The sequence below is a fragment of the Streptomyces sp. 8N706 genome (assembly GCF_052245415.1).
GTDB lineage: Bacteria > Actinomycetota > Actinomycetes > Streptomycetales > Streptomycetaceae > Streptomyces.
On record NZ_JBQQBW010000014.1, the window covers coordinates 22,014 to 47,995 of the forward strand.

The following is a 25,982-nucleotide window of genomic DNA, read 5'->3' on the forward strand; positions in this document are numbered from 1 at the left end:
CGGTTCAGAGGGACAGGCTGCCCATGCGACCACGGCGAGTAAGGAGAGACGACGTGGACCTGGCTCTGGCGCCGGAGACTCTGGCGCGCTGGCAGTTCGGCATCACCACCGTCTACCACTTCCTCTTCGTCCCCCTGACGATCTCTCTGGCCGCCCTCACGGCGGGCCTCGAGACGGCCTGGGTGCGGACAGGCAAGGACAAGTACCTCCGGGCCACCAAGTTCTGGGGGAAGCTCTTCCTGATCAATATCGCCATGGGTGTGGTCACCGGCATCGTGCAGGAGTTCCAGTTCGGTATGAACTGGTCGGACTACTCCCGCTTCGTCGGCGATGTCTTCGGGGCACCGCTCGCCTTCGAGTCGCTGATCGCGTTCTTCTTCGAGTCCACCTTCATCGGGCTGTGGATCTTCGGATGGGACAAGCTCCCGAAGAAGATCCACTGTGCCTGCATCTGGACCGTCTCGTTCGGCACCATGTGCTCGGCCTACTTCATCCTGGCGGCCAACTCCTGGATGCAACACCCGGTCGGCTACCGGATCAATCAGATCACCGGCCGTGCCGAGCTCACCGACTTCTGGCGGGTGATCAGCCAGAACACCACGCTGGTCGTCGTCTTCCACACCCTCACCGCCGCCTTCCTGACCGGCGGGGCCTTCATCGTCGGCATCGCCGCGTACCACCTGGCCCGCAAGAAGCACATCCCGGTGATGCGCACCTCCCTGCGTCTGGGCCTGGTCACCCTGGTCGTCGCGGGTCTGCTCACCGCGGTCAGCGGGGACCAGCTGGCCAAGGTGATGTTCAAGCAGCAGCCCATGAAGATGGCCGCGGCCGAGGCGCTCTGGGAGACCGAGGCGCCGGCGCCCTTCTCCGTGTTCGCGTACGGAGATGTCGACGAGGGCCACAACAAGGTGGCCGTCGAACTGCCGACGCTGCTCTCCTTCCTCGCCGAGGGCGACTTCTCCTCCCCGGTGCCCGGTATCAACGACGTCAACAAGGCCGAGGAGGCGGCGTACGGGCCGGGGGACTACCGGCCCAACATCCCCGTCGCGTACTGGGGTTTCCGCTGGATGATCGGCTTCGGTATGGCCTCCTTCGCCATCGGGGCCGTCGGCCTCTGGCTCACCCGGAAGAAGATCTGGATAGCCCGGCAGCTGCGCACGTCCGAGGATGACGTGCCCCGTCTGGCGCTCACCAGGAACAGGGAACTCGGCCCGAAACTCACCGGGTGGTATTGGCGGATCGCTCTGCTCACCCTCGCCTTCCCGCTGGTCGCCAACTCCTGGGGATGGATCTTCACAGAAATGGGGCGTCAGCCCTGGGCGGTCTACGGGGTGCTGCGTACGGCCGACGCCGTCTCCCCCGGCACGTCTCAGGGCGAGGTCCTCACCTCGATGACCGTCTTCACACTCCTCTACGCGTTCCTGGCCGTCGTCGAGGTCCGGCTCCTCGTGAAATACGTCAAGGCGGGGCCGCCCGAGCTGACGGACAGCGACCGCAACCCGCCCACCCGGGTCGGGGGCGACGACCGGGACGCCGACCGTCCCATGGCCTTCTCGTACTAGGAACGGAGAGGAGCGAGCATGGAACTCCACGACGTCTGGTTCGTCATCATCGCCGTCTTCTGGGCCGGCTACTTCTTCCTCGAGGGCTTCGACTTCGGGGTCGGGGTGCTCACCAAGCTGCTGGCCCGTGACCGGCGTGAGCGGCGGGTGCTCATCAACACCATCGGCCCGGTCTGGGACGGCAACGAGGTCTGGCTGATCACTGCGGGCGCGGCGACCTTCGCGGCGTTCCCCGAGTGGTACGCCACCCTGTTCTCCGGTTTCTACCTCCCCCTTCTGCTGATCCTCGTCTGCTTGATCGTCCGCGGGGTCGCCTTCGAATACCGTGCGAAGCGCAGCGGAGAGCGCTGGCAGACGAACTGGGAGCATGCGATCTTCTGGACCTCGCTGCTGCCCGCCCTGCTGTGGGGAGTGGCCTTCGGCAACATCGTGCACGGGGTGAAGATCGACGCCGACAAGGAGTATGTCGGGACCCTCTTCGACCTGTTGAACCCCTACGCGCTGCTGGGCGGACTGGTGACGCTCTCTCTGTTCACCTTCCACGGGGCGGTGTTCACCGCGCTCAAGACGCTGGGCGACATCAGGATCCGGGCCCGCAGGCTGGCGACCGGACTGGGTGTGGTGGCCGTGGTCCTCGCGGCGGGGTTCCTCATATGGACGCAGCTGGACACGGGCGGCGGCGCGAGCCTGATCGCGATGCTGATCGCGGCCGTGGCGCTCGTCGCGGCGGTCGGCTGCACCATGGCAGGGCGTGAGGGCTGGTCGTTCGCGCTGTCCGGGCTGGCGATCGTGGCCACCGTGGCGATGTTTTTCCTCGCCCTCTTCCCCGATGTCATGCCGTCCTCGCTGAACGACTCATGGAACCTCACGGTCAGCAACGCCTCGTCGACGCCGTACACGCTCAGGATCATGACGTGGTGCGCGGTGATCGCGGTCCCCTTGGTGATGGTGTACCAGGGGTGGACGTACTGGGTGTTCCGCAAGCGGATCGGCACCCAGCACATCGCCGAGACGCACTGACCGGGCGAGGACGTTTCACGTGAAACCAGTGGACCCGCGTCTGCTCCGGTACGCCCGCGCCACCCGGTTCTTCCTCGTCGTGGCCGTGGTGCTGGGGCTCGCCGGGGCGGCGCTGGTCATCGCCCAGGCGCTGCTCATCGCCGAGGTGGTGGTCGGTGCCTTCCGGCACCACCTCTCGGCCGGTGAGCTGACCACCCCCTTGCTGTTGCTCGCCGCGGTCGCCCTGGGGCGCGCTCTGGTCTCCTGGCTGACGGAGCTGGCGGCGCACCGGGCGAGCGCGTCGGTCAAGTCCGAGCTGAGGCTCCGGCTGGTGGAGCACGCCGTACGGCTCGGGCCGGGGTGGATCGGGGGACAGCGGACCGGTGAGCTGACCGCGGTCGCCACGCGGGGTATCGACGCGCTGGACGACTACTTCGCCCGCTATCTGCCGCAGCTCGGGCTGGCGGTCGTGGTGCCGGTGGCCGTGCTCGCCCGGATCGTCACGGAGGACTGGGTGTCGGCGGCCGTCATCGTCGGCACGCTGCCGCTCATTCCCCTTTTCATGGTGCTGATCGGCTGGGCCACCCAGGCCAGGATGGACCGTCAGTGGCGCCTGCTGTCCCGGCTGTCCGGACACTTCCTCGACGTGGTCGCCGGCCTGCCGACCCTGAAGGTGTTCGGTCGTGCCCGTGCCCAGGCCGAGTCGATTCGCGCGATCACGGACGACTACCGGCGGGCGACCCTGCGCACCCTCCGTATCGCCTTTCTCTCGTCCTTCGCTCTGGAGCTGCTCTCCACCCTGTCGGTGGCGCTGGTCGCGGTCGGCATCGGCATGCGGCTCGTCCACGGGGATCTCGATCTGTCCACCGGACTGGTGGTGCTGATCCTCGCGCCGGAGGCGTATCTACCGCTGCGCCAGGTGGGGGCGCAGTACCACGCGGCCGCCGAGGGGCTGGCCGCGGCGGACCAGGTCTTCGCCGTCCTGGAGACCCCACCGGGCGCGGAGGGTTCCGGGAGCGCGCCCGACGCGCGGGGCGCGGCGCTCCGTGTGGAGGCCCTGTCCGTACGGCATCCGGGCCGCTCCGCCCCCTCGCTGCCCGAGACCTCGTTCACGGTCGCGCCGGGTGAGACCGTGGCCGTCGTCGGCCCCAGCGGGGCGGGCAAGACGACTCTGCTGAACGCGGTGCTGGGCTTCTCCGTGCCCTCCTCGGGGCGTGTGCTGGTCGGTGGCACCGACCTGGCGGACATCTCGCGGGCGAGCTGGTGGCAGCAGGTCGCCTGGGTGCCCCAGCGGCCGTATCTCTTCGCGGGCACCGTCGCAGAGAACGTACGGCTGGCGCGGCCGGAGGCGGATGAGGAAGCGGTGCGGTCCGCGCTGCGCGCCGCGGGCGCGCTGGACTTCGTCTCGGCCCTTCCGGACGGCGCGGACACGGCCCTCGGCGAGGACGGCTCGGGCCTCTCGGCCGGACAGCGGCAGCGGATCGCTCTGGCGCGCGCCTTTCTGGCGGACCGCCCTGTGCTGTTGCTGGACGAGCCGACGGCGAACCTCGACGGTGAGACGGAGGCCTCGGTCGTCGAGGCGGTCCGCCGTCTGTCCCGGGGCCGTACGGTCCTTCTGGTGGTCCACCGGCCGGCCCTTCTGCCGCTGGCGGACCGAGTGATCGGTCCGACCGGGCTGCCCGCCTCATCGGAGGCCGCGGCCGCCCCAGGCCCGGCCCGTGACGCAGGCCCCGGGGGAATGCCGGACGGCGGGTCCCTGGCGGAGTACGCGGTGGGCGACGGTGCCCGGGTGTGCGCGGCCGCGGAACCCGGCGGGCGGGACGGTGTCGTAGCGGACGACCGCAGCGATGGAGACCGGCTGTCCGCCTCCGCGCTCCCGGCCGCAAAGGACGCTCCGGTCCGGGGGGCGGACCGCCGGAAGCGGGCCGACGGTCCGGAGAGCGGCCTGCGCCGGATACGAGGGATGGCGCAGGCGCGGCGCGGTCGGTTCGTACTCGCGCTGCTGCTCGGAAGCCTCGCGCTCGGCAGCGCCGTCGGTCTCATGGCCGTATCCGGCTGGCTCATCTCGCGCGCCTCCGAACAGCCCCCGGTGCTGTATCTGATGGTCGCCGTCACGGCCACCCGAGCGTTCGGGATCGGACGTGCCGTCTTCCGCTACGCCGAGCGGATCGTCGCCCACGACGCCGTCTTCCGCATGCTCGCCGACCTTCGGGTCGCCGTGTACGCCAGGCTGGAGCGTCTGGCCCCCGCCGGCCTCGGGGAGACCCGCCGCGGCGATCTTCTCTCCCGGCTCGTCGCCGATGCCGACTCCCTCCAGGACTACTTCCTCCGCTGGCTCCTTCCCGCCGGAGCGGCCCTGTTCGTGGGCACCGGTGCGGTGGTTTTCACCGGGTGGCTCCTCCCCGAGGCCGGTGCCGTCCTCGCCGCCGGCCTGCTCGCCGCGGGCGTCGGGGTGCCGGTTCTCTCCGGCATGCTCTCCCGCCGCGCCGAGCGGCAGCTCGCCCCTGCCCGCGGCGCTCTCTCCACCCGTGTTGTCGACCTCCTCACCGGCACGGCCGAGCTGACCGTCGCGGGAGCGCTGAACGCCCGTACGGACGGTGTGCGCCGCGCCGACCGGTCCCTGACCAGGATCGCCGCCCGGTCCGCCGCCGCGGCCGGGGCCGGTGCCGGGCTCTCCGCGTTGTTCTGCGGCCTGACCGTGGCCGCGGCCGCGTGGACCGGGGCGCGGGCCGTACAGGACGGCCGTCTCGAGGGCGTCTGGCTCGCCGTCGTGGTCCTGACCCCGCTCGCCGCGTTCGAGGCGGTCGCGGGTCTGCCCCTCGCCGTCCAGTACCGGCAGCGCACCCACCGCGCCGCCGAGCGCGTCATGGAGGTGCTGGACGCACCCGAGCCCGTACGGGAGCCCGCCCATCCCGCACCGGCGCCCCCTTACCCGTTCCCCCTGACCGTACGCAATCTGACGGTTCGCCATCCGGGCCGCCGGGCGCCCGCGCTCGACGGTCTCGATCTGACCCTGGTCCCGGGCCGCCGGATCGTCGTGGTCGGGCCTTCCGGTTCCGGCAAGACCACGCTCGCCCGGGTGCTGCTCCGCTTTCTGGACGCCGACGCCGGTACGTACACGCTCGGCGGGACCCGGGCCTGCGCGCTCGACGGGGACGCCGTACGCCGGATGGTCGGCCTCTGCGCCCAGGACGCCCATGTCTTCGACAGCTCACTGCGCGAGAACCTCCGTCTGGCCCGCCCCGCCGCGAGCGACGACGACCTGCGCGCCGCCCTCGCACGGGCCCGGCTGCTCGACTGGGTCGAGAGCCTCCCCGTGGGCCTCGACACCCTCGTCGGCGAGCACGGGGCCCGGATGTCCGGGGGGCAGCGCCAGCGGCTCGCCCTGGCCCGTGCCCTTCTCGCCGACTTCCCCGTGCTGGTCCTCGACGAGCCGGCCGAACATCTGGATCTGCCGACCGCCGACGCGCTGACCGCCGACCTGCTCGCCGTCACCGAGGGCCGGACCACCGTTCTGATCACCCACCGGTTGGCCGGTCTGGAGGCGGTCGACGAGGTGATCGTGCTGGACCGCGGCCGCGCCGTGCAGCGCGGCACCTACGAGGAGCTGGCCGCCGAGGACGGTCCGTTCCGGCGCATGCTGGACCGTGAGGAGAGCGCGGATGCTCACCACCGTGCACTTTCCCTGACAAAAGCCACTCACTAGGCTCGGCACCATGTCAGCCACGGCAGGACCGGTCGATCCTGCGCCCCTCCCCGGCCCGGAGCCGGGCGGCGCGGGTCCCGGCGGCCGGGGGGCCGGACCTGCGGATTCCGCCGGTCCCGGGCCCGCGGAGTCCGGACCCGTGCAGGCCGCAGCAGCGGACACCGGCGGAGCGGTGGACACCGGCGGCGGGGACGGGGCCCCGGCAGAAGCGACCGTCGGCCTGGGAGACCCCGGTTCGACCGTCGCGGAGGAAGCGGCCCGCAGTCTCCAAGGACTGCCCCAGGAACTGGCTGTCCGCCTTCCCCAGCTCCTGGAGGCCATGGTTTCCGTCGGCACCGGACTGCAACTGCACAGCACGCTCGACAGCATCCTCGAGACCGCCGCGAGTCTCACCGACGTCCGCTACGCCGCGATCGGTGTCATCAACGACGAGCGCGACGGCCTCGCCGACCTGGTCACCTACGGCATCTCCGACGCCGAGCGGGAGCGCATCCGCCGTCTCCCCGACGGCGACAAGGGGATTCTCGGCACGCTCATCGAGGACCCGGCGCCGATGATGATGGCCGACCTGGGCGCCCCCGCGCGTACCACCGGCTATCCCCCGCACAACGCCCTCCTCGGGGACTTCCTCGGCATCCCCATCCGGGTGGGCGGCGAGCTCTTCGGGAACCTCTATCTCGCCGAGAAGCGCGACGGCGGCGAGTTCAGCGTCTACGACCTGCACATGATGAAGGTGCTGGCGACCGAGGCCGGGATCCAGATCGGCAACGCCCGGCTGCATGAGGCCACCAAGCAGCGGCAGCGCTGGATCGAGGGGGCCAACGTCCTCACCACTGCCCTGCTGTCGAGCACCGAGTCCCGCACGGACGACGCCCTCGCCATCGTCGCCGAGCAGGGCCGCAAGCTCGCCGACGCCGCCGCCGGAGTGGTGCTGCTGCCCTACGAGGAAGGCGGTCTGGAGATCGTGCAGGTCTCCTCGGACCTTCCCGAGCCCTTCGAGGGGCTCGGCATGGTGATCGAGCCGAGCAGCCCGGTGTACGAACAACTCATCGCGGGTCAGCCCGTTTTCGTGGACGACTCCGCCACCGACCCCCGGATGGTCACACCGGCCTCCCAGGCCTACGGGCCGAACATGCTGCTGCCGCTCAGCAGCAACGGCCGGGTGCTCGGCACCCTCGCCCTGCCCCGGCTGCGCGGGGCCCGCAGCTTCACCGAGACCGAGCGCACCCTGGCCACCCAGTTCGCGTCGCAGGCAGCCCTGGCGCTCGTCCTGGCCGAGGCACAGCGCGATCGCGAGCGGCTGGCCGTCTACGAGGACCGCGACCGGATCGCCCGTGATCTGCACGATCTCGTCATCCAGCGGCTGTTCGCCACCGGGATGATGCTGGAGAGCGCACAGCGCAGGGCGGGTGACCCCGAGCTGCGGACGGGGATCGGCACGGCTGTGGACGAACTGGACGTCACCATCCAGGAGATCCGCACGGCGATCTTCGCTCTGCAGCAGGGTCCGGTCGAGGCGCCGTCGGGTCTGCGCACCCGGATCGAGCGGGAGGTCAATATGGCGGCGGTGCCGCTGGGATTCAGGCCGTCGGCACGTTTCATCGGCGCGGTGGACGCCCGGGTCGGCGAGTTGACCGGCAGGAATCTCATCGCCGCTCTCCGCGAGGCGCTGTCGAACACCTTCCGCCACGCCGGTGCCTCCCGTATCGAGGTCGTCGTCGACGCGACGGCGAAGCTGCCCGACGGGCAGGAGGGCGTACGGCTGACCGTCGCGGACGACGGGGTCGGCATACCCACGGGCGGCCGCCGCAGCGGGCTGAGGAACCTGGCGAAGCGGGCGGAGTCGCTGGGCGGCTCGAGCACGTACGGGCCGGGCCTCGGGGAGGAGGGCCGTGGGACGAGCGTGGTATGGGAAGCACCGCTCTGAGGGGGGCGGATCCGAGGGGTGGGTGGCGGAGGACCCCCGGGCAGTCGCGGGGCCGGGGCCGCGGGCTCGCCCGGGTCCACACCGCCCGGTTCACCCGGGCGTTCGGACAAACGGGTTCAGACGGGTGGCTGAGCGGCCACGATCTCCTCGATGACGACCGCGACACCGTCCTCGTTGTTCGCGACCGTACGGGCGGAGGTGGCGGCCAGCACGTCCGGATGGGCGTTCGCCATCGCGTACGAGGTCCCGGCCCAGGACAGCATCTCCACGTCGTTCGGCATGTCGCCGAAGGCCACGACCTCCTCCGGCGCGATCCCCCGCTCGGCGCAGCAGTGCGCGAGGGTCGCGGCCTTGCTGACGCCGCGACCGCTGATCTCCAGCAGGGCGGTGGGGCTGGAGCGGGTGAGGGACGCGTGCTCGCCGGCGGCCGTACGGGCCAGGGCCAGGAAGTCGTCGGGGGCCAGCCGGGGGTGGTGGGCGAGCAGCTTGAGCACGGGCTGGTCCGCGCCATGCCATCCCTCGGCGAGCAGCTTCTCCGCGGCTGCGACGGTCGCCACCGGGTCGAGGTGGAAGGGCGGGTACTCCGGTTCGTAGTGGATGCCGTTGGTGAGCTCGACCGCGAACGAGGTGCCGGGGGCGGTGGTCCGGAGGGCCTTCACGACGGTGAGCGCGTCGGACCGCTCCAGCGGCCGTACCTCCAGGATCAGCCCGTCCCGGTGCAGATCGACGACGGCGGCGCCGTTCGCGCAGATGGCGAGGCCGTGGCCGTGGACGTGGTCGCTGACGACATCCATCCAGCGGGCGGGCCGGCCGGTGACGAAGAAGACCTCGATTCCGGCCCGCTCGGCGGCGGCGAGCGCCGCGACCGTCCGGTCCGAGACGGACTTGTCGTCGCGCAGCAACGTTCCGTCGAGATCCGTGGCGATCAGCCGTACGCGCCGCCGAGCGGGCGCCGAGGGGCGGAGTTCCGGCATCTGCGGCTCGGGCCGCTCGGTAGCTGAGGTCACAGATCCATCTTCCCGCATCTGTGTGCACAGGCGTGTGATGGGGCGCACAGGCGAGCACAGGCCGTACGTGGTCTTCCGGGGTTGTCCACAGCGGTTCCGGGCCTCACGGGGACCGCTTAGGGTCGGGCCATGGCAACCTCTCTGCGACTGAGCACCGTGATCCTTCCTGTCCGCCGCTGGCAGGAGGGCGGCCGGGAGGTGTGGCGGCGGGCCGAGGAACTGGGGTTCCGGACCGCCTTCACCTACGACCACCTCTCATGGCGCGGCAGCTTCCGTGACGGCCCCTGGTTCGGTGCGCTGCCGACCCTGACGGCCGCCGCCACCGCCACCGAGCGAATGCGCCTGGGCACCCTGGTCACCTCCCCGAACTTCCGCCACCCCGTCACCCTCGCCAAGGAACTCATGTCCCTGGACGACATCAGCGGCGGCCGGGTGACCCTGGGCGTCGGGGCCGGGGGCAACGGCTTCGACGCGACAGCGCTCGGCCGGAAGGCATGGACCCCGCGCGAGCGCGCCGACCGCTTCGGGGAGTTCGTGCCGCTCCTGGACCGACTGCTCAGCGAGGACGTCGTCTCGTACGAAGGCGAGTTCTACTCGGCTGAGGAGGTCCGGAACATACCGGGGTGTGTCCAGCGGCCCCGGCTGCCCTTCGCGGTCGCCGCGACCGGCCCCCGCGGGCTGCGGCTGGCCGCCCGTCACGGGCAGGGGTGGGTCACCACGGGCAACCCCAGGGTCTCCCAGGGGGGCACCCCAAAGGAGTCGCTGGCCGCCATCCGGGACCAGGTCGAGCAGCTGTCCGAGGCGTGTGCCGAGATCGGCCGCGATCCGTCCGGACTGGAGAAGAGCCTGCTCACCGGGTTCACGCCGGACCGTCCCCTGGACTCATTCGACGCCTTCGTGGACTTCGCCGGAGCCCATGCCGAACTCGGCTTCACCGAGATCGTGCTGCACTGGCCGATCCCGGATTCGATGTTCGCCGCCGATCAGAAGGTCTTCGAGCGCATCGCGACGGACGGCCCGGCACAGCTCGACGGGACCCGTTCCTGAGGAGAGATCTGCTCCAGGCGCCGCACAGTCCCTTTACGCCGTGTATATGCGGAAAAGGGGGAGAATCGAGGAAGGAGCAGCAGAAGACAGCCGCGCTCAGGAGGTGGCTGATGCCCAGGACCAGGACCCGATTCCCCCCCGACCGCGGACTCACCACGCGCATGGTGACGACGATGTTCCTGATCGGGTTGCTGTACGTGGTGTTCGTCGGTGTCCTGCTGACCTTCCTCCGGGGTGCCTGGCCCATCATCCTGATCATCGCGGGCGGCCTGTTCGTGGCGCAGTTCTGGTTCAGCGACCGGATCGCGGCCTTCAGCATGGGCGCCCGCGAGGTCACCCCCGAGCAGGAACCCGAACTGCACGGCGCGGTCGACCGGCTCTGTGCCCTGGCCGACATGCCGAAGCCGCGCGTGGCCATCGCCCACAGCGATGTGCCGAACGCCTTCGCCACCGGCCGTAACCAGCGCTCCTCGCTGGTCTGCGCCACCACCGGCCTGCTCCGCCGACTGGAGCCCCAGGAGCTGGAGGGCGTCCTCGCGCATGAGCTGTCCCATGTCGCCCACCGCGATGTGGCGGTGATGACGATCGCCTCGTTCCTCGGCGTCCTCGCGGGGATGCTCACCCGGGTCGCGCTCTGGGGCGGGTTCGGCCGAGTCGACAACAGCCGTGACCAGAACGCCGCCATCGTGGCCATCCTGATCCCCCTGGTGAGCGCGGTCGTCTACGTCATCAGCTTCCTGCTCACCCGGATGCTCGCCCGCTACCGGGAGCTGACCGCGGACCGCGCGGCCGCTCTCCTCACGGGCCGCCCCTCCGCCCTCGCCTCCGCCCTGACCAAGGTCACCGGCGAGATGGCCCGGATCCCCACCAGGGATCTGCGGAAGGCCGAGCCCTTCAACGCCTTCTGGTTCGCGCCGGCGTTCTCCTCCAAGGCGAGCCTCGGCCGGCTCTTCTCCTCCCACCCCACGCTGGAGCAGCGTCTGGAGCAGCTCGGGCGGATCTCGGCCCAGCTCAGCCACCAGTGATCACCGAATCGAGGTGCGTGCCATGGGTCTCCTCGACACCATCCTGGGCCGGAGCAAGCCGGTCCCGCCCGACCTCGACCAGCTCTTCGCGGTGCCCTCCGCCGCGGTCACCCTGCAGGCCGGTGCCGACTTCGCGCCGACCGGACTGGGGGCGGTCTGCTTCGCCACCGTCGAAGGGGGAGCGTTCGCCCAGCTCCAGCGGGACGTACGGGATCTGCTCGACGCCGACACCGGGCGGGGCGGTGTGCCGGTCGAGTTCAGCGAGGACACCTACGGGTACACCTGGCTTCTCGTACGCCATCCCGCCGACGATCCGGCAGCACTGGTCAACGATCTCCATGCCGTCAACACCCTGCTCCAGGACGCCGGTTTCGGGCCACAGCTGCTGTGCTCACTGATCGCCTTCCGCGACGCACAGCACCGCTCCCTGGCGCTCGTCTACCTCTACAAGCGCGGGACGTTCTACCCGTTCGCGCCTCTGCCGGGGGCTCGTGAGAGACGGGACAACGCCCTGGAACTCCAGGTGCGGGCGCTGCTCGCGGACGATCTGAGGACCGAGACCGATCTGGCCCGCTGGTTCCCGGTGTGGGGTGCGCCGGGTCTGTGACCGCCGGGTCGGTGATCACGGGAGACCGTCCGACGGCGGGACGTCCACCGGCGGAAGACATCGCCGGTGGTGTGCTCCAGGAAGCCGGAGGTGTGGGTACCGCTGGTAACGACCTGGGGGCGGGGCCCCCTACGGGACATCAGCCTCGAGACGTATGCCGAACCAGCCTCCTGGTCTGACGAGAAGTGTGGGCCGCGCCACTACCGTCGACGACGTGACTGTGATCGCGACCGAAAGCCTCAGCAAGCGGTTCCCCAAGGTGACCGCGCTCGACCGGCTCTCCATGGACATCACGCAGGGAGTGACCGGCCTGGTGGGTGCCAACGGAGCCGGCAAGTCCACTCTGATCAAGATCCTGCTCGGGCTGTCCCCCGCCACCGAGGGACGCGCCGCCGTGCTCGGACTGGACGTCGCCACCCAGGGCGGCGCCATCCGCGAACAGGTCGGCTATATGCCCGAGCACGACTGTCTGCCCCCGGACGTCTCAGCCACCGAGTTCGTCGTCCATATGGCGCGTATCTCCGGGCTCCCGCCGGCCGCCGCACGCGAGCGCACCGCCGACACACTGCGCCATGTCGGCCTGTACGAGGAGCGCTACCGGCCCATCGGCGGCTACTCGACCGGGATGAAGCAGCGGGTCAAGCTCGCCCAGGCGCTGGTCCACGACCCGCGGCTGGTCCTTCTCGACGAGCCGACGAACGGCCTCGACCCGGTCGGCCGGGACGAGATGCTGGGCCTGATCCGGCGCATCCATACCGACTTCGGCATCTCGGTCCTGGTCACCTCCCATCTGCTCGGTGAACTGGAGCGCACCTGCGACCATGTCGTCGTCATCGACGGCGGCACACTGCTCCGGTCCAGCTCGACCAGCGACTTCACCCGGACCACGGCGACCGTCGCGGTCGAGGTCACCGACACCGAACGCCATCCGGACGGGACCGGCGTCCTGCGCGGCGCCCTCGCCGCCGCGGGCATCGAGGCGCACGCGGGCGGCCGGGCGCCCGGCGCGGGGCACGTCCTGCTGCTGGACGTCGACGACGAATCCACCTACGACACCGTCCGCGACACTGTCGCCGAACTCGGCCTCGGACTGGTGCGCTTGGAGCAGCGCCGCCACCGGATCGCCGAGGTCTTCCGTTCGGAAGAGGACAACGGAGGAGGCCGTGATGGAGCCTGAGACCACCGCCCTCGCCGTCCCCGCGCAGACGGCGGACCCGACCCGTATCCACAACATCGGCTACCGCTCCTACGACGGCCCGCGCCTGGGCCGGTCGTACGCCCGCCGCTCGCTCTTCGCGCAGAGCCTGCGCGGTGCGTACGGTCTCGGCCGCTCCGCGAAGTCCAAGGTGCTCCCGATGCTGCTGTTCGCCGTGATGTGCCTGCCGGCCCTCATCGTCGTCGCGGTCACCATCTTCACCAAGGCCAAGGAGCCGCTGGTCGACTACACCCGCTACGCGCTCTATCTCCAGGCGGTGATCGGCCTCTATCTCGCCTCGCAGGCTCCGCAGTCGGTCTCCCGGGACCTGCGCTTCAAGAGCGTGCCGCTCTACTTCTCCCGCCCGATCGAGCGCGTCGACTATGTGGTCGCGAAGTTCGCGGCCATGGCCTCCGCACTGTTCATCCTGACCGCGGCACCGCTCCTCGTCCTGTATGTGGGGGCGCTGCTCGCCGAACTGGATGTCGCGGACCAGACGAAGGGTTTCGGGCAGGGGCTGGTGTCCGTGGCTCTGCTGTCGCTTCTCTTCGCCGGCATCGGTCTGGTCGTCGCCGCGCTCACCCCGCGCCGGGGCTTCGGCGTCGCCGCGGTGATCGCTGTGCTGACCATTCCGTACGCCGCGGTGACCACCGTCCAGGCCATCGCCTACGGGCAGGGCAGCTTCGACGCGGTCGGCTGGCTCGGCCTCTTCTCGCCGATCACGCTCATCGATGGCGTACAGACGACGTTCCTCGGCGCCGCATCGGCCTTCCCCGGCGGCTACGGCCCGCCGAGTGTCCTCGCCGGAGTGGTCTATACGGCCGTCGTCCTCGGCCTGATCGCCGGCTCCTACGCCCTGCTGATGCGCCGCTACCGAAAGGTCGGGCTGTGACCACTCACCTTCCACCGGCCAACGCCGGGAGGGACCCCGGACCCACCACCACCCTCCTCAGGAACGGGCCGCGCTCATGACCACGCTTCACATCGACCACACCTCCCGCTGGTTCGGAAACGTCGTGGCGGTGAACGACATCACGATGTCGATCGGCCCCGGAGTGACCGGGCTGCTCGGCCCCAACGGCGCGGGAAAGTCCACCCTCATCAATATGATGGGCGGCTTCCTCGCCCCCTCGACCGGCTCCGTGACCCTCGACGGCGCGGCGGTCTGGCGCAACGAGCAGGTGTACCGGCGGATCGGCATCGTGCCCGAACGGGAGGCGATGTACGACTTCCTCACCGGCCAGGAGTTCGTCCTCGCCAACGCCGAGCTGCACGGTCTGCCGAACCCCGGTGCCGCGGCCCGCGCGGCGCTCGCCACGGTCGAGATGGAGTACGCGCGCAAGCGCAAGATCTCGACGTACAGCAAGGGCATGCGGCAGCGCGTGAAGATGGCATCCGCGCTCGTCCACGAGCCGTCGGTGCTGTTGCTCGACGAGCCGTTCAACGGCATGGACCCGCGGCAGCGGATGCAACTGATGGAGTTGCTGCGGCAGATGGGCGAGGAGGGCCGTACGGTCCTGTTCTCCTCGCACATCCTGGAGGAGGTCGAGCAGCTCGCCAGCCATATCGAGGTGGTCGTGGCCGGGCGGCACGCGGCCTCCGGCGACTTCCGCAGGATCCGCCGGCTGATGACGGACCGGCCGCACCGCTATCTCGTACGGTCCAGCGACGACCGCGCCCTCGCGGCCGCGCTGATCGCCGACCCGTCGACGGCGGGCATCGAGGTCGACGTCGCCGAGAAGGCCCTGCGCGTACAGGCCGTCGACTTCCCGCGCTTCACCGAACTGCTGCCGCGGGTCGCCCGCGAGCACGGCATCCGGCTCCTCACGGTCTCGCCCTCCGACGAGTCCCTGGAGAGCGTCTTCTCCTACCTGGTCGCGGCCTGAAGGAGCCTGAACCGATGTACAACTCCACGGTCGCCCGGCTCACCTGCCGGGCGGTGCTCGGCCGCCGCCGGGCACTGATCCTCTTCGCGCTGCCCGCGCTGCTGCTGGTCATCTCGGTCAGCGTGCGGGCACTGACCGGCGCCGACGACCAGATCGCGGCCAATGTGCTCGGCGGGTTCGCGCTGGCGACGATGGTGCCGCTGATCGGTGTGATCGCCGGTACGGGCGCGATCGGTCCCGAGATCGACGACGGTTCGATCGTCTATCTGCTCGCCAAGCCGGTGAAGCGGCCGACGATCATCGCCACCAAGCTGATCGTCGCCATAGGGGTCACGGTCGCCTTCTCCGCGGTGCCCACCCTGCTCGCCGGCTACCTCCTCAACGGCAACAGCCAGCAGGTCGCGCTGGCCTACGCGGTCGCGGCGGCCGTGGCCTCGGTGGCCTACGCCGCGCTGTTCCTGCTGTTCGGCACCCTCACCCGGCACGCGGTGGTCTTCGGCCTGGTCTACGCCCTGGTGTGGGAGTCGCTGTTCGGCAGCCTGGTGCCCGGCGCGAAGACGCTCAGCGTGCAGCAGTGGGCGCTCGCCCTCGGCCAGAAGGTCGGCGCGGGCGATCTGGTCACCTCGGACGTGGGTCCGACGACGGCGGTGGTCCTGCTGGCCCTCGTCACCGTGGGCGCCACCCTCTACGCGGGGCAGAAGCTGCGCGGACTCACGCTGGCCGGGGAGGAGTGAAGGGCACCTCTACGGGCGTCGGCCGGGGAGGGGTTGAAGGGCACCTCTACGGGCCGGGGGCGTGCACCGCGCGGTGCACGCCCTTCGTCATGCCTCGTCGTCATACCTGCGCCGCGGCCGGTCCGGCGGAAGGCGATCGCCGGCGGGCGATGTCCGGGCCCGGTTCAGACGGCGGGAAAGAGCCGCTCCAGGACGACGGCGATGCCGTCCTCGTCGTTGGAAGCGGTGATCTCGTCGGCGACGGCCTTCAGCTCGTCATGGGCGTTGGCCATGGCGACGCCGTGTGCCGCCCAGCCGAACATCGGGATGTCATTGGGCATGTCGCCGAAGGCGATCGTGTCGGCGGCCTTCATGCCGAGCCGCCGGGCAGCCAGTGAGAGGCCGGTGGCCTTCGTCAGCCCGAGGGGCAGCAGTTCGACGATCCCCTCCCCGGCCATCGTCACGCCCACCAGATGTCCCGCGACCGCGAGCGCGACGCGTGCGAGCTCGTCGTCGTCGAGGTCCGGGTGCTGGAGGTAGAGCTTGTTCAGCGGCGCGGACCAGAGCTCGGCCGGGTCCTCGTAGGACGTCACCGGCAGCGGGCCCTCCTGGACCCGGTAGCCGGGGCCGACGAGCACCTCGCCCTCCAGCCCGTCCCGGCTCGCCGCCAGGGCCAGCGGGCCGGTCTCCGCCTCGATCTTGGCGAGCGCCAGTCCGGCGAGCTGCCGGTCGAGCGTCACCGAGGTGAGCAGCCGGTGCTCGCCCGCATGGTAGACCTGACCGCCCTGCCCGCACACCGCGAGACCCCGGTAGCCGAGGTCGTCCAGGATGTGCCGCACCCAGGGCACGGCCCGTCCGGTGACGATGATGTGCGCGGCGCCCGCCGCGGTGACCGCGGCGAGTGCCTCGCGTGAGCGGTGCGAGATCGTGTCGTCGGCGCGCAGCAGCGTGCCGTCGAGGTCGGTGGCGATCAGCCGGTACGGCAGCTCGGTCGAGCTCACTTGGCGACCGGCTCAAGAACCTCGCGGCCGCCCAGATACGGCCGCAGCGCCGCGGGGACCCGTACCGAGCCGTCGGCCTGCTGGTGGTTCTCCAGCAGCGCGACGATGGTGCGGGGCACCGCGCACAGCGTGCCGTTGAGCGTGGCCAGCGGGCGGACGTGCTTGCCGTCCCGCATCCGCACCGACAGCCGTCGTGCCTGGAACTCATTGCAGTTCGAGGCCGAGGTCAGCTCACGGTACTTGCCCTGGGCCGGGATCCACGCCTCGCAGTCGAACTTTCGGGAGGCCGAGGCCCCGAGGTCGCCCGTGGCCACATCGATCACCTGGAAGGGCAGCTCCAGTCCGGTCAGCCACTGCTTCTCCCAGTCCAGAAGCCGCTGGTGCTCCGCTTCGGAGTCCTCCGGCGTCACATAGGAGAACATTTCGACCTTGTCGAACTGGTGGACGCGGAAGATGCCCCGGGTGTCCTTGCCGTACGTACCGGCCTCACGGCGGAAGCAGGGCGAGAAGCCGGCGTAGCGCAGCGGCAGCTTGTCCGCCTCGACGATCTCGTCCATGTGGTACGCGGCGAGCGGTACCTCGGAGGTGCCGACCAGGTAGTAGTCGTCGTTCTCCAAGTGGTACACGTTCTCGGCGGCCTGGCCGAGGAAGCCGGTGCCCTCCATGGCGCGCGGCTTGACCAGCGCCGGGGTGAGCATGGGGGTGAAACCGGCGGCGGTCGCCTGCGCGATGGCGGCGTTGACCAGAGCGAGTTCCAGCAGGGCGCCGACACCGGTCAGGTAGTAGAAGCGCGAGCCGGACACCTTGGCGCCCCGCTCGACGTCGATCGCTCCGAGCAGCTGGCCGAGCTCCAGGTGGTCCTTCGGCTCGAACCCCTCGCTTGCGAAGTCGCGCGGGGTGCCGATGGTCTCCAGGACGGTGAAGTCCTCCTCGCCGCCGACGGGTACGGCGGGGTGCACGAGGTTGCCCAGCTGGAGCGCCAGCCGCTGGGTCTCCTCCGCGGCCTTGTCCTGCTCGGCGTCGGCGGCCTTGACGGCGGCGGAGAGCTCGCCGGCCTTCTTCAGCAGCTCGGCCTTCTCCTCGCCGGAGGCCTTGGGGATGAGCTTGCCGAGCGCCTTCTGCTCGGCCCGGAGCTCGTCGAAGCGGACGCCGGAGGACCTCCGCCGCTCGTCGGCGGAGAGCAGTGCGTCGACGAGAGCGACGTCCTCTCCACGGGCGCGCTGGGACGCGCGGACACGGTCGGGGTCCTCACGGAGCAGACGAAGGTCAATCACCCCCCCAGGCTACCGGTGTGCGCTCCGGGCGCTCGACCCGATATTCCATTACGCCCCATTTAGTCCGCTATGCCAGGTAAGTGAGAATGAGCAAAAGCGACGTCGGGGACAATGCCGCCGCATTCGCCGGAAGGGGGCGATTGTTCCTCTCGCCGGCCGGAGTGCACTGCGTGAGCCCGGAGTTGGGTGCTGGTTGTCCACAGGCTCGCGGCGAGTCGGAGCCTTTATCCACAGGCTGTGAGAAAGATCTGTGGAAGGTGGAATTGATCATTCAGCTCGCTCTGTGCTGGGCCATGGATTCCCCTCCCAAACCTCTCCCACACACTCATTAGGGTGGGAATGACTCCCTCCAAAGAGTTGATCAATGGAATTGGGCTGACGAAGGGTGACCTGCAGGCCTGTGGGCCGAGCTGTGCGCTGTGGGGCGATTTGTCGACCATGTCGTGTTCTCGTGTCGACTTATCCCCAGGTCGAGAACCGACCCTGTGGATAACTCCGTGGATAACCGCAATCGCAGGCGGGAGGGGTCAGGCCCGGCCGTCGAGGCAGCGGGTCAGCCAGTCGGACGCCGCCGTGAACTCGCTGTCCGACGTGCCCTGCCGCAGCGTCGGCACGTCCGACGGGTCCACACCGGCCCTCGGGTACGAGCCGAGGAACCGGACGTTCGGACAGATCCGCTTCAGCCCCATCAGGGCCTCGCCCACCCGCCGGTCGGTGATGTGGCCCTCGCAGTCCACCGAGAAGCAGTAGCGGCCGATGCCCTCCCCCGTGGGCCGCGACTCGATACGCATCAGGTTCACCCCGCGCGCCGCGAACTCCTGAAGGAGCTCCAGCAGCGCGCCCGGGTGGTCGTCGCCCAGCCAGATCACCACGGACGTCTTGTCCGCTCCGGTACGGGCCGCGGGCCGGGCGGGACGGCCGACCAGCACAAAGCGGGTCATCGCGTTCTCCGCGTCATGGATGTCGGTGACCAGCGGCTCCAGCCCGTACGTCGGCGCGGCGAACTCTCCCGCGAACGCTGCGTCGTACCGGCCCTCCTGCACCAGCCGCGCGCCGTCCGCGTTCGAGGCCGCGGACTCCCAGAGCGCGTCGGGCAGATGCGCCGCCAGCCAGTTGCGCACCTGCGGCTGGGCGACCGGGTGTCCGGTCACCGTCTTCACGTCCGAGAGCGCGGTCCCGGGCCGTACGAGCAGAGCGAAGGCGATGGGCAGCAGCACCTCGCGGTAGATCATCAGGGGTTCGCCGGTGGCCAGCTCGTCCAGGGTCGCCGTGACCCCGCCCTCGACCGAGTTCTCGATCGGTACGAGCGAGCCGCCGGCCTCCCCGGACCGTACGGCGTCGAGCGCCGCCGGCACCGAGACCATCGGCATCAGCTCGCGCGTCGCGGCCTCCGGAAGGGTCCGCATGGCGGCCTCCGTGAAGGTGCCCTCGGGCCCGAGGTAGGTGTAGCGGCTCGCCGACATCGTGCTTGGCTCCTTGCGTCCGGTGGGGACCGCCCATCCCCTGTCTTCGGGGCATCGGGTCTCCCAGGCGAAGCCCGGGGACGGGGCCCCAAGCCGGTGCTGGCAACGATACCGAGCCGCCGCGCCGCGCCGTACGCCTCCGGCCGTCACCCCTCGAGCAGCCGCTGTCCCACGTACTCGCCCGGCGCGCAGCCGCCCGGCACCGCGAACAGGCCGCTCGCCTCATGGCGGATGAAGGGTGAGAGCGCGTCCCCCCGGTCGAGCTTGCGCTGCACCGGTACGAAACCCGTGAGGGGATCGGCCTGCCAGCAGATGAACAGCAGCCCGGCGTCCGGCACCCCGTCGCTGTCGAAGCCGTCGTGGAAGGAGAACGGCCGGCGCAGCATGGCGGCCCCGCCGTTGGCCTCCGGTGCCGAGATCCGGGCGTGTGCGTTCGCCGGGATCACGGCTCTCCCCGAGGCGTCCGTCCTGTCCAGGTCCATCGGTGTCGCCTCGGTGCCGCCCGACAGCGGGGCACCGTCGGACTTCCGCCGCCCGATGACCCGCTCCTGCTGCGGGACGGACAGTTTCTCCCAGTCGTCGAGGAGCATCCGGATGCGCCGGACCACCGCGTACGAACCATGGGCCATCCACCCGGGTTCGCCTCCGCCCGGTACGAAGATCCGCCGGTCGAAGTCCTGGTCCGACGGGGCCGGATTGTTGGTCCCGTCGATCTGTCCCATCAGATTCCGCGCCGTCATCGGACGGGAGGTGGCCCCGGGCGCCCGGTTGAAGCCGTTCATCTGCCAGCGCACCCTCGCCGTGTCCCCGGCCGCCTTCTGCAGCGCACGCAGGGCGTGGAAGGCGACCAGCGCGTCGTCCGCACCGATCTGCACCCACAGGTCTCCGTTGCTGCGCCCGGCGTCCAGTGCGTCCGAGGAGAAGTCCGGCAGCGGATCGAGCGCCGGCGGGCGCTCCCTCTCCAGGCCCGTACGGTCGAAAAAGGTGCGGCCGAACCCGAAGGTGACGCTCAGCGACGACGGTCCGGCGTCGAGCGCGACGCCCGTGTCGTCCGCCGTCGCGCGGCCCGCCATCAGGTCCTCCGCCGTCCGCGACCAGCGCCGCAGGAGCGCGGCGGCCGCCTTGCGGTCCGTACCCGGCGCGAGGTCGAAGGCGACGAGATGGCCGCGGGCCTGCAGCCGGGTGGTGATACCGGCCTGGTGCCTGCCGTGGAAGGCCACGGCGGTGGAGCCCACGGTCGTCAGGGCGGTCCGTTCGTCACCCTGGGCGACGGCGGTCCCGATCGCGCCGCCGGTGGCGCCCACCGCCAGGCCGGCGGCGCCTGCCGCGCCCACCGTCCCCAGCAGCCGCCGCCTGGAAACGCCGTCGGAGCCGCCCTGCGGGCCGCCCTGGGAGCCGGTCGCGGAGTTGTCCTTGGTCCTTGTGTCGCCTGTCATCAGCCGATCTTCATGGTCTTGGTCTCGGTCACCTGGTCGATGTCGGAGGTGCGCACGGTCAGGGACACCTCCCAGTTGCCCGCCATCGGGAGCTGCACCCCGTTCGCCACCCAGTGGCCCGTCTCCAGATGCACGGGAGCGACGGTGAGGGGCCCGAGGTCCCGGGAGTCGAGCCTGAAGGAGATCTTCACCTCGGGTGCGTCCAGTGCCTTGCCGTTCGGCCTGGCGATCTTGAGGTCGAGGGCGTTGCCGCCGGTGACACCCGGATCGACGGTGATCCGGGCGGTGCCCTTGCCGTCCTCGCCCCCGGTGTCGAACGGGATCTTCACCGCGGCCTGGCGGAGCGGCGGGACCACCGGGGCGCCGCCGGCCGCCCGCGCGGTCTCCGCCGTACGCCCGGGCTCGGTGCTCGTCAGCGCGGTGGTCACGGCCAGCAGAACCGCGGCGACGGCTGCCTCGGCCAGTACGGTGCGGCGCAGCCCGGACCGCTCCGGGTCCGTGTCGCGGACGCGTTTGAGGCGCGCGGTCGCCCGCGCCGTCCGCTGGCGGGCCAACTGGGCGGCGCGCCGGGGGTCGGGGGGCACGGTGACCGGCTCCTCGACCCGCTCCTCCGCGTCCTCCCGCTCCTCCTGCTGCTCTTCCTGCTGCTCCTCCGGTGTCTCGCGGGCCGGCCCCGTCTCCGCCTCGGGGGTCGGGGCCGCCGAGAGCCGCGCCGTCCAGCGGCGCGAGAACCAGCCGAATCCGACCAGCACCGCCACGAGAGCGAGCTTGACCAGCAGCAGCCGCCCGTAGGACGTCGACGTCAGGGCGTTCCAGGAGCCGACCTGCCGCCATGACTGGTACAGCCCGGTCGCCGCGAGGAGGATCACGCTGCCGAACGCCAGCCGGGAGAAGCGGCGGACCGCCGTCCGCTCCACCGCGGGCCCCCGGTACAGCGCGACCAGCAGCGCGGCCAGCCCGCCCAGCCAGGCCGCCACGGCCAGCAGATGGAGGACGTCCACCGGCATCGCCACTCCCGGCTGGAGCCCGGTCGAGGCGTGCTCGGCGAGTGCCCAGGTCGCGGCGAGCCCCGCCCCGACGACCGCTCCGCCGACTCCCAGTCCGAAGGCGAGGTCCTTGCGTTCCTTGGTCTCCTCGCGCCGCGCGTACGCCCCGAAGAGAACGGCGACGAAGACCGCGGCGGCCGCGAGGAGCAGCAGCCGGGAGACCAGTGCCGCGCCCGTCTTGGTCTCCAGCACCGCCCGCAGACCGCCCAGGTCGAAGGCGTCGCCGAGCTTTCCCGAACCGGTGTACGGGCTGCGGAGCAGCAGCAGCACGAGGGTGGAGGCGGTGAGCGCGACCCATCCCCGGACGACCAGCTGCTGCAACGGCCGTACGGCGGCCCCGGCCGGCCAGCAGGTCAGCAGGAACGCGCCGCCGCCCACGAGCAGGACGAAGCCGGCGTAGGCGGCGTACCGGGCGGCCCCGTAGAGCGCGCCGACCAGGCCCCCGCCCGCCTCCTGCACGGGAGGTGCGGCCGAGGTCTTCGACGGCGCGCCGATGGAGAAGGTGAACGCGCCGGACACCGGGTGGCTGTCGGCGGAGACCGCCTGCCACGCGACGGTGTATGTGCCGTCGCGCAGCCCGGAGCGCAGCCCGACACCGTACTGGACGACATTTCCGCTGCTCAGATCGCGCAGCTTGCGGGTGTCGACCCGGTTGCCGCGCGGGTCCAGCACCCGGATCGAATCGTCGGAGAGGGCGACACCCTCGGAGAAGGTGAGGGCGATATCCTTCGGCGCGCTGCCGACCACCGCCCCCTGCTTCGGATCGCTCCCGGTCAGCGCGGCGTGCGCCGAGGCGGGTGAGGCTCCGGCGAGCAGCGAGCCGAGAGCCGTGGCCATGAGCAGCAGCAGCGTCACGGCCGCGGCGCGCACGGGGCGATGTCCCAGGGAGGGGGCGGCGGATGGCATGGCGTCAGTCCCTCACTTCCGCGGGTCGTAGTTGGTCGCCACGACCGGGACGTCCAACGTGATCGGCTCCGACGAGGCGAAGTGGAGCACCACGGACACCTTCTCTCCCTCGGCGGGCTTGTGCGCGAGGTTCATGAACATCAGATGGCTGCCGCCACGCTTCAGTTCGAGTTCTCCGCCCGCCGGGACCTCGAGGGACCGCACGGGGCGCATCGTGTTACCGACGGTCCGGTGCATCGTCACCTCGCCCGCGAGGTCGCTGGTGACCGACGTCAGCTTGTCCGCGGTGCCGCCGGAGTTCTTCACGACCAGATAGCCGCTCGCCATGTCGGCCATCACCGGCTTCGGTACGTACGCGCCCTCGGCCTCGAGCTCGGCGCCGGAGCCGGAGGAGCACCCGGCGAGGGCGAGTCCGGCCGTGAGCGCCACGGCCGTGGCGCTCACGTGGCGCCGCCGGGTCACGGATTCCTCCCCTTGATGATCTTGGGCAGGTCCTTGGCGTACTCGCCGGCGGTGGTGTCCTCGCCGTAGAGCGCGTGGGCCTTGCCGTCCTTCGGGGAGTAGGCGAGGACCTGGGCGCTGTGCGAGGAGACCCAGGTGCCGTGCTCCTTCTTCGGCTTGTCGAGGTAGATGCCGAGCGTGCGGGCGCCGGCCTGGATGGTGTCGAAGTCCCCGGTGAGACCGATGAAGGACTTGTCGTTCTGGCTCAGCCAGGCGCCGAGCCGCTCGGGCGTGTCCTGCTGCGGGTCGGAGGTCACGAAGACGACCCGCAGCTGCTTCTGCTCCGCCGGGGACAGCTGCCGTACGGCGATGGCGATATTGCTCATCGTCAGGGGGCAGGCGTCCGGGCAGTGGGTGTAGCCGAAGTAGAGCAGGGTCGGACGGCCCTTGGTCTCCTCGATGAGGTCGAACTTCTTGCCGTGGGTGTCCGTGAGGACCAGGTCCGGCTTGTCGAACGGTTTGTCGAGGACGGTCGCTGCCTTGGTCGGACCCGCGGAGACCTCGGCGACGGACTGACTGTCCTCGCCGCCTCCGCAGGCGGACAGGGTGAGTGCTGCTGCCGCAGTGAGCGCGGTAGCGAGCACGGTGGTCGTACGCATAGAGAAATGCCCCGGTTTGATGGGTGGTGGTGGGAGTGGGAGCCGGTCAGGCGGAGCGGCGGCGTCCGGCGAGGATGCCGAAGGCGACCCCGGCGAAGCCGACGACGATGCCCACGATTCCGAGCGCGCGGGCCGTGGTGTCGCTGCTGTCGGAGGACGCGTTCTCGGCCGTGCCGGACTCGCCGGACTCCTCCGTGCCCTCGGAGTCGTGACCGTGGCCGGCCTTCGCGTCCTCCGAGGAGCCGTGCGAGTGGCCGCCGGCACCCTTCGCCGGCTCGGTCAGCCGGAGGACCGGCGCGGGGTTCTCCGGCTCCTCGCCACCTTCCTTCGGCGCCTCGATCCAACGGACGGTCTCATCGTTGTCGTATGTCTGGATGGCCTTGAGCACCAGCTGGTCGGTGTCCTCCGGCAGCTGCCCGACGGACAGCGGGAACTGCTGGAACTGGCCCGGCCCCACCTTGCCGCCGGTCCAGGTCACCTTGGTGACGGCCTCGGTGATCTTCTCGCCGTGCATCTCGATCGGCTTGTCCAGCTTGGACTTGGTGACCTTGACGTCCCAGCCCGGTACCGGCTGCGGCATCACCGAGGCCAAGGGGTGGTCGGTGGGGAGGTTGAGCTCCACCTTCACGGTCGAGGCGTTGTCGCGCTCGTTCGGGACCTTCACGGCGAGGGTGCTGAAGCCGCCCTTCTCGGCCTCGCCGGGTTCCACGGTGACGTGGGCGAAGGCCGGGCCGGCGAGCAGCAGAACGGCACCGGCGGCGACGCCGCCGACGAGGGGGAGACGAGAGATGTTCATCGCTACGGTTGCTCCAGGGGGAAAGACGGGTCGGATGGCACGCATACGGCAACGGCGCGACAACCTCCCGACGGACGAACCGGAGCTACCGGTTCCCGGTGGAAGTGCCGCGTCTGGACGGCGCGTTGCACAAGTGGCGCACTCGGCCCGGAGGGCGGGGTCCGCCGAGGTCGTCCTCGTACGGGGTCACCACGCCGAAGGCCGGGGAGTACCGGGACGAGCCCGGCAACTCCGCGTGGGGGCCTCACCAGCGGTGGGGGAGCGTGCCAGGCCTCGCGGGGCCTGAGGGCACTCCCCAGCCGTCGGCCGGGGGTACCCCACCCGGACGCAGTCACGGGAGGGACTTGTGAAACACACCTAGGCCGCGAGGGCGAACGGGGGAGGCCCACGGCGGCTGACGGAGTGCTGCAAGGCAGGCGACGGTGGCCCCGCCGTCCCCGGTGCATGGGCGAAAGGGGCCCGCGGCGGCCCAGTGAGCGCACCTGGGAATCCCGAGCGCAGCGCGTGCACGAGCGCGAGGGCGGCGCGCAGAGACCGTACGAGCGCCCCCTCGGCGAAGCCTTCCGCGACGCCACGCGCCGACAGCCGTACGAGGCGGAACAGCGCGACTTCCCCGCGCCGCAGCAGCAGCCCCAGCACGACGGCGGCGAGCAGGTGCCCGAGCAGCATCGGCAGGGTGGGGAACAGGGCCTCGGCCGGAGAAGGGGACGGCGCGGCCGCGGCCGCGTGCAGGGCGCCGGAACCCGGCCCATGACCGCCGGTGCCGCCAGTGCCGTGCAACGCCTGGGGGGCGATGCCGGAGGAGCTGATGATCCGCCGGGCCTCGGCCACCGACAGCCGTCCGGGTGCGTCCCCGCACACCAGGTCCTCGGCGAGGGCGGTCAGCCGGGACTCCGACGACCGCTCCGGGGAGAAGGCGGCCGCTGTGTGCTGGCCCAGCCAGAAGAGCGCGTGCAGCGCCAGCTGGCCCACCGCCAGGGCGGCGGAGATCGCCGGCAGTGATCGCTCCCGGCCGGCCGGGAGCGCGGCTACGGCGAACACCGCGAGAAAGCCCAGGCCCAGCGTCCAGTACGGGACCCGCGCGCAGGAGGTCAGCACATGCCCGGCCGCCGACAGCACAACGCAGACCGCGGCGAACACCGCGGCCCTGAGCAGTCGCAGATCGGCGCCGGCGCGCGCGACGGGGGCAGACATGGCCGCGCCATCATCCCACCGCGCCCACCCGCTTCCCACGGCAGGGGTGGGGGGCGTGAGGGAGCGCACGGTTCTCCGCCATACACCGACGT

At 70.9% G+C, this 25,982-nt stretch carries 21 protein-coding genes; 11 read left to right on the forward strand and 10 right to left on the reverse strand.

Annotation, left to right across the window (positions count from 1 at the left end; all coding sequences use genetic code 11):
- The first annotated feature begins 53 nt into the window (after positions 1-53).
- Genes ACTWQE_RS08190 through ACTWQE_RS08205 form a run of 4 tightly spaced genes read left to right on the forward strand, consistent with a single transcriptional unit; the run spans position 54 to position 8,194 of the window.
- On the forward strand, positions 54-1,562 hold the full coding sequence (locus ACTWQE_RS08190; RefSeq protein ID WP_443328155.1) for a cytochrome ubiquinol oxidase subunit I: 1,509 nt from the start codon (positions 54-56) through the stop codon (positions 1,560-1,562).
- An 18-nt stretch (positions 1,563-1,580) separates the two neighbouring features.
- Complete coding sequence (cydB, locus tag ACTWQE_RS08195) at positions 1,581-2,582, forward strand: cytochrome d ubiquinol oxidase subunit II (protein ID WP_443328156.1); 1,002 nt, start codon at positions 1,581-1,583, stop codon at positions 2,580-2,582.
- A gap of 19 nt (positions 2,583-2,601) precedes the next feature.
- On the forward strand, positions 2,602-6,267 hold the full coding sequence (gene cydD, locus ACTWQE_RS08200) for a thiol reductant ABC exporter subunit CydD (protein WP_443328157.1): 3,666 nt from the start codon (positions 2,602-2,604) through the stop codon (positions 6,265-6,267).
- 10 nt (positions 6,268-6,277) lie between these two features.
- Entirely contained in the window at positions 6,278-8,194 is a 1,917-nt protein-coding gene (locus ACTWQE_RS08205) for a sensor histidine kinase (RefSeq protein WP_443328158.1), read from the forward strand.
- 116 nt (positions 8,195-8,310) lie between these two features.
- Here ACTWQE_RS08205 and ACTWQE_RS08210 read toward each other — a convergent pair whose 3' ends face one another.
- Positions 8,311-9,168, reverse strand: a complete 858-nt coding sequence (locus ACTWQE_RS08210; protein ID WP_443328214.1) for a Cof-type HAD-IIB family hydrolase — start codon at positions 9,166-9,168, stop codon at positions 8,311-8,313.
- A gap of 162 nt (positions 9,169-9,330) precedes the next feature.
- Between ACTWQE_RS08210 and ACTWQE_RS08215 the strand changes: the two genes are divergently transcribed.
- From ACTWQE_RS08215 to ACTWQE_RS08245, 7 genes are all read left to right on the forward strand, one after another.
- Positions 9,331-10,248: an LLM class flavin-dependent oxidoreductase gene (locus ACTWQE_RS08215; RefSeq protein WP_443328159.1), complete on the forward strand. Its 918-nt coding sequence runs from the start codon at positions 9,331-9,333 to the stop codon at positions 10,246-10,248.
- Positions 10,249-10,358: 110 nt separating this feature from the next.
- Positions 10,359-11,273: a zinc metalloprotease HtpX gene (gene htpX, locus ACTWQE_RS08220; RefSeq protein ID WP_443328160.1), complete on the forward strand. Its 915-nt coding sequence runs from the start codon at positions 10,359-10,361 to the stop codon at positions 11,271-11,273.
- 22 nt (positions 11,274-11,295) lie between these two features.
- A complete protein-coding gene (gene pspAB / locus ACTWQE_RS08225) occupies positions 11,296-11,880 on the forward strand; it encodes a PspA-associated protein PspAB (protein ID WP_443328161.1) in 585 nt (194 codons plus the stop codon).
- Positions 11,881-12,034: 154 nt separating this feature from the next.
- Positions 12,035-13,057 (forward strand): ABC transporter ATP-binding protein, encoded by a 1,023-nt coding sequence (locus tag ACTWQE_RS08230; protein WP_443328162.1) that lies wholly within the window; start codon positions 12,035-12,037, stop codon positions 13,055-13,057.
- Positions 13,047-13,967, forward strand: a complete 921-nt coding sequence (locus tag ACTWQE_RS08235; protein WP_443328163.1) for an ABC transporter permease — start codon at positions 13,047-13,049, stop codon at positions 13,965-13,967. Before ACTWQE_RS08230 ends, ACTWQE_RS08235 begins: the two co-directional genes overlap by 11 nt.
- A 76-nt stretch (positions 13,968-14,043) precedes the next feature.
- Positions 14,044-14,961 carry an ABC transporter ATP-binding protein gene (locus ACTWQE_RS08240; protein ID WP_443328164.1) on the forward strand — a complete coding sequence of 306 codons (918 nt, stop codon included), beginning with the start codon at positions 14,044-14,046 and terminating at the stop codon, positions 14,959-14,961.
- A 14-nt stretch (positions 14,962-14,975) separates the two neighbouring features.
- The gene (locus ACTWQE_RS08245; RefSeq protein ID WP_443328165.1) at positions 14,976-15,695 is read left to right on the forward strand and encodes an ABC transporter permease subunit; all 720 of its coding nucleotides are present in this window, start codon (positions 14,976-14,978) and stop codon (positions 15,693-15,695) included.
- Positions 15,696-15,859: 164 nt separating this feature from the next.
- On the opposite strand, the gene ACTWQE_RS08250 is transcribed toward ACTWQE_RS08245, so the two are convergent.
- The 9 genes from ACTWQE_RS08250 to ACTWQE_RS08290 form a co-directional block, all read right to left on the reverse strand.
- Complete coding sequence (locus ACTWQE_RS08250) at positions 15,860-16,675, reverse strand: HAD family hydrolase (RefSeq protein ID WP_443328166.1); 816 nt, start codon at positions 16,673-16,675, stop codon at positions 15,860-15,862.
- Entirely contained in the window at positions 16,672-17,949 is a 1,278-nt protein-coding gene (gene serS / locus ACTWQE_RS08255; protein WP_443328167.1) for a serine--tRNA ligase, read from the reverse strand. The genes ACTWQE_RS08250 and serS overlap by 4 nt, the downstream gene beginning before the upstream one ends.
- 527 nt (positions 17,950-18,476) lie before the next feature.
- Positions 18,477-19,412, reverse strand: coding sequence for a prephenate dehydratase (gene pheA, locus ACTWQE_RS08260; RefSeq protein ID WP_443328168.1), 936 nt, complete (start codon positions 19,410-19,412; stop codon positions 18,477-18,479).
- A gap of 146 nt (positions 19,413-19,558) precedes the next feature.
- On the reverse strand, positions 19,559-20,848 hold the full coding sequence (gene efeB / locus ACTWQE_RS08265) for an iron uptake transporter deferrochelatase/peroxidase subunit (RefSeq protein ID WP_443328169.1): 1,290 nt from the start codon (positions 20,846-20,848) through the stop codon (positions 19,559-19,561).
- Positions 20,848-22,800, reverse strand: a complete 1,953-nt coding sequence (locus ACTWQE_RS08270) for a copper resistance CopC/CopD family protein (RefSeq protein WP_443328170.1) — start codon at positions 22,798-22,800, stop codon at positions 20,848-20,850. The genes efeB and ACTWQE_RS08270 overlap by 1 nt, the downstream gene beginning before the upstream one ends.
- A gap of 12 nt (positions 22,801-22,812) precedes the next feature.
- Positions 22,813-23,262 (reverse strand): copper chaperone PCu(A)C, encoded by a 450-nt coding sequence (locus ACTWQE_RS08275; RefSeq protein ID WP_443328171.1) that lies wholly within the window; start codon positions 23,260-23,262, stop codon positions 22,813-22,815.
- Positions 23,259-23,900: an SCO family protein gene (locus tag ACTWQE_RS08280; protein ID WP_443328172.1), complete on the reverse strand. Its 642-nt coding sequence runs from the start codon at positions 23,898-23,900 to the stop codon at positions 23,259-23,261. Before ACTWQE_RS08280 ends, ACTWQE_RS08275 begins: the two co-directional genes overlap by 4 nt.
- Before the next feature lie 46 nt (positions 23,901-23,946).
- Positions 23,947-24,696 (reverse strand): YcnI family copper-binding membrane protein, encoded by a 750-nt coding sequence (locus ACTWQE_RS08285; RefSeq protein WP_443328173.1) that lies wholly within the window; start codon positions 24,694-24,696, stop codon positions 23,947-23,949.
- Positions 24,697-25,053: 357 nt separating this feature from the next.
- Positions 25,054-25,890 carry a hypothetical protein gene (locus tag ACTWQE_RS08290; protein ID WP_443328174.1) on the reverse strand — a complete coding sequence of 279 codons (837 nt, stop codon included), beginning with the start codon at positions 25,888-25,890 and terminating at the stop codon, positions 25,054-25,056.
- Between the last annotated feature and the right edge of the window lie 92 nt (positions 25,891-25,982).

Bases quoted from the DNA above. Each gene is read 5' to 3' on its own strand.
- cydB (WP_443328156.1), top strand. From the start codon at position 1,581: ATGGAACTCCACGACGTCTGGTTCGTCATCATCGCCGTCTTCTGGGCC.
- ACTWQE_RS08205 (WP_443328158.1), top strand. From the start codon at position 6,278: ATGTCAGCCACGGCAGGACCGGTCGATCCTGCGCCCCTCCCCGGCCCG.
- ACTWQE_RS08210 (WP_443328214.1), bottom strand. From the start codon at position 9,168: ATGCCGGAACTCCGCCCCTCGGCGCCCGCTCGGCGGCGCGTACGGCTG.
- ACTWQE_RS08215 (WP_443328159.1), top strand. From the start codon at position 9,331: ATGGCAACCTCTCTGCGACTGAGCACCGTGATCCTTCCTGTCCGCCGC.
- htpX (WP_443328160.1), top strand. From the start codon at position 10,359: ATGCCCAGGACCAGGACCCGATTCCCCCCCGACCGCGGACTCACCACG.
- pspAB (WP_443328161.1), top strand. From the start codon at position 11,296: ATGGGTCTCCTCGACACCATCCTGGGCCGGAGCAAGCCGGTCCCGCCC.
- ACTWQE_RS08230 (WP_443328162.1), top strand. From the start codon at position 12,035: ATGCCGAACCAGCCTCCTGGTCTGACGAGAAGTGTGGGCCGCGCCACT.
- ACTWQE_RS08235 (WP_443328163.1), top strand. From the start codon at position 13,047: ATGGAGCCTGAGACCACCGCCCTCGCCGTCCCCGCGCAGACGGCGGAC.
- ACTWQE_RS08240 (WP_443328164.1), top strand. From the start codon at position 14,044: ATGACCACGCTTCACATCGACCACACCTCCCGCTGGTTCGGAAACGTC.
- ACTWQE_RS08245 (WP_443328165.1), top strand. From the start codon at position 14,976: ATGTACAACTCCACGGTCGCCCGGCTCACCTGCCGGGCGGTGCTCGGC.
- pheA (WP_443328168.1), bottom strand. From the start codon at position 19,412: ATGTCGGCGAGCCGCTACACCTACCTCGGGCCCGAGGGCACCTTCACG.
- efeB (WP_443328169.1), bottom strand. From the start codon at position 20,848: ATGACAGGCGACACAAGGACCAAGGACAACTCCGCGACCGGCTCCCAG.
- ACTWQE_RS08270 (WP_443328170.1), bottom strand. From the start codon at position 22,800: ATGCCATCCGCCGCCCCCTCCCTGGGACATCGCCCCGTGCGCGCCGCG.
- ACTWQE_RS08280 (WP_443328172.1), bottom strand. From the start codon at position 23,900: ATGCGTACGACCACCGTGCTCGCTACCGCGCTCACTGCGGCAGCAGCA.
- ACTWQE_RS08285 (WP_443328173.1), bottom strand. From the start codon at position 24,696: ATGAACATCTCTCGTCTCCCCCTCGTCGGCGGCGTCGCCGCCGGTGCC.
- ACTWQE_RS08290 (WP_443328174.1), bottom strand. From the start codon at position 25,890: ATGTCTGCCCCCGTCGCGCGCGCCGGCGCCGATCTGCGACTGCTCAGG.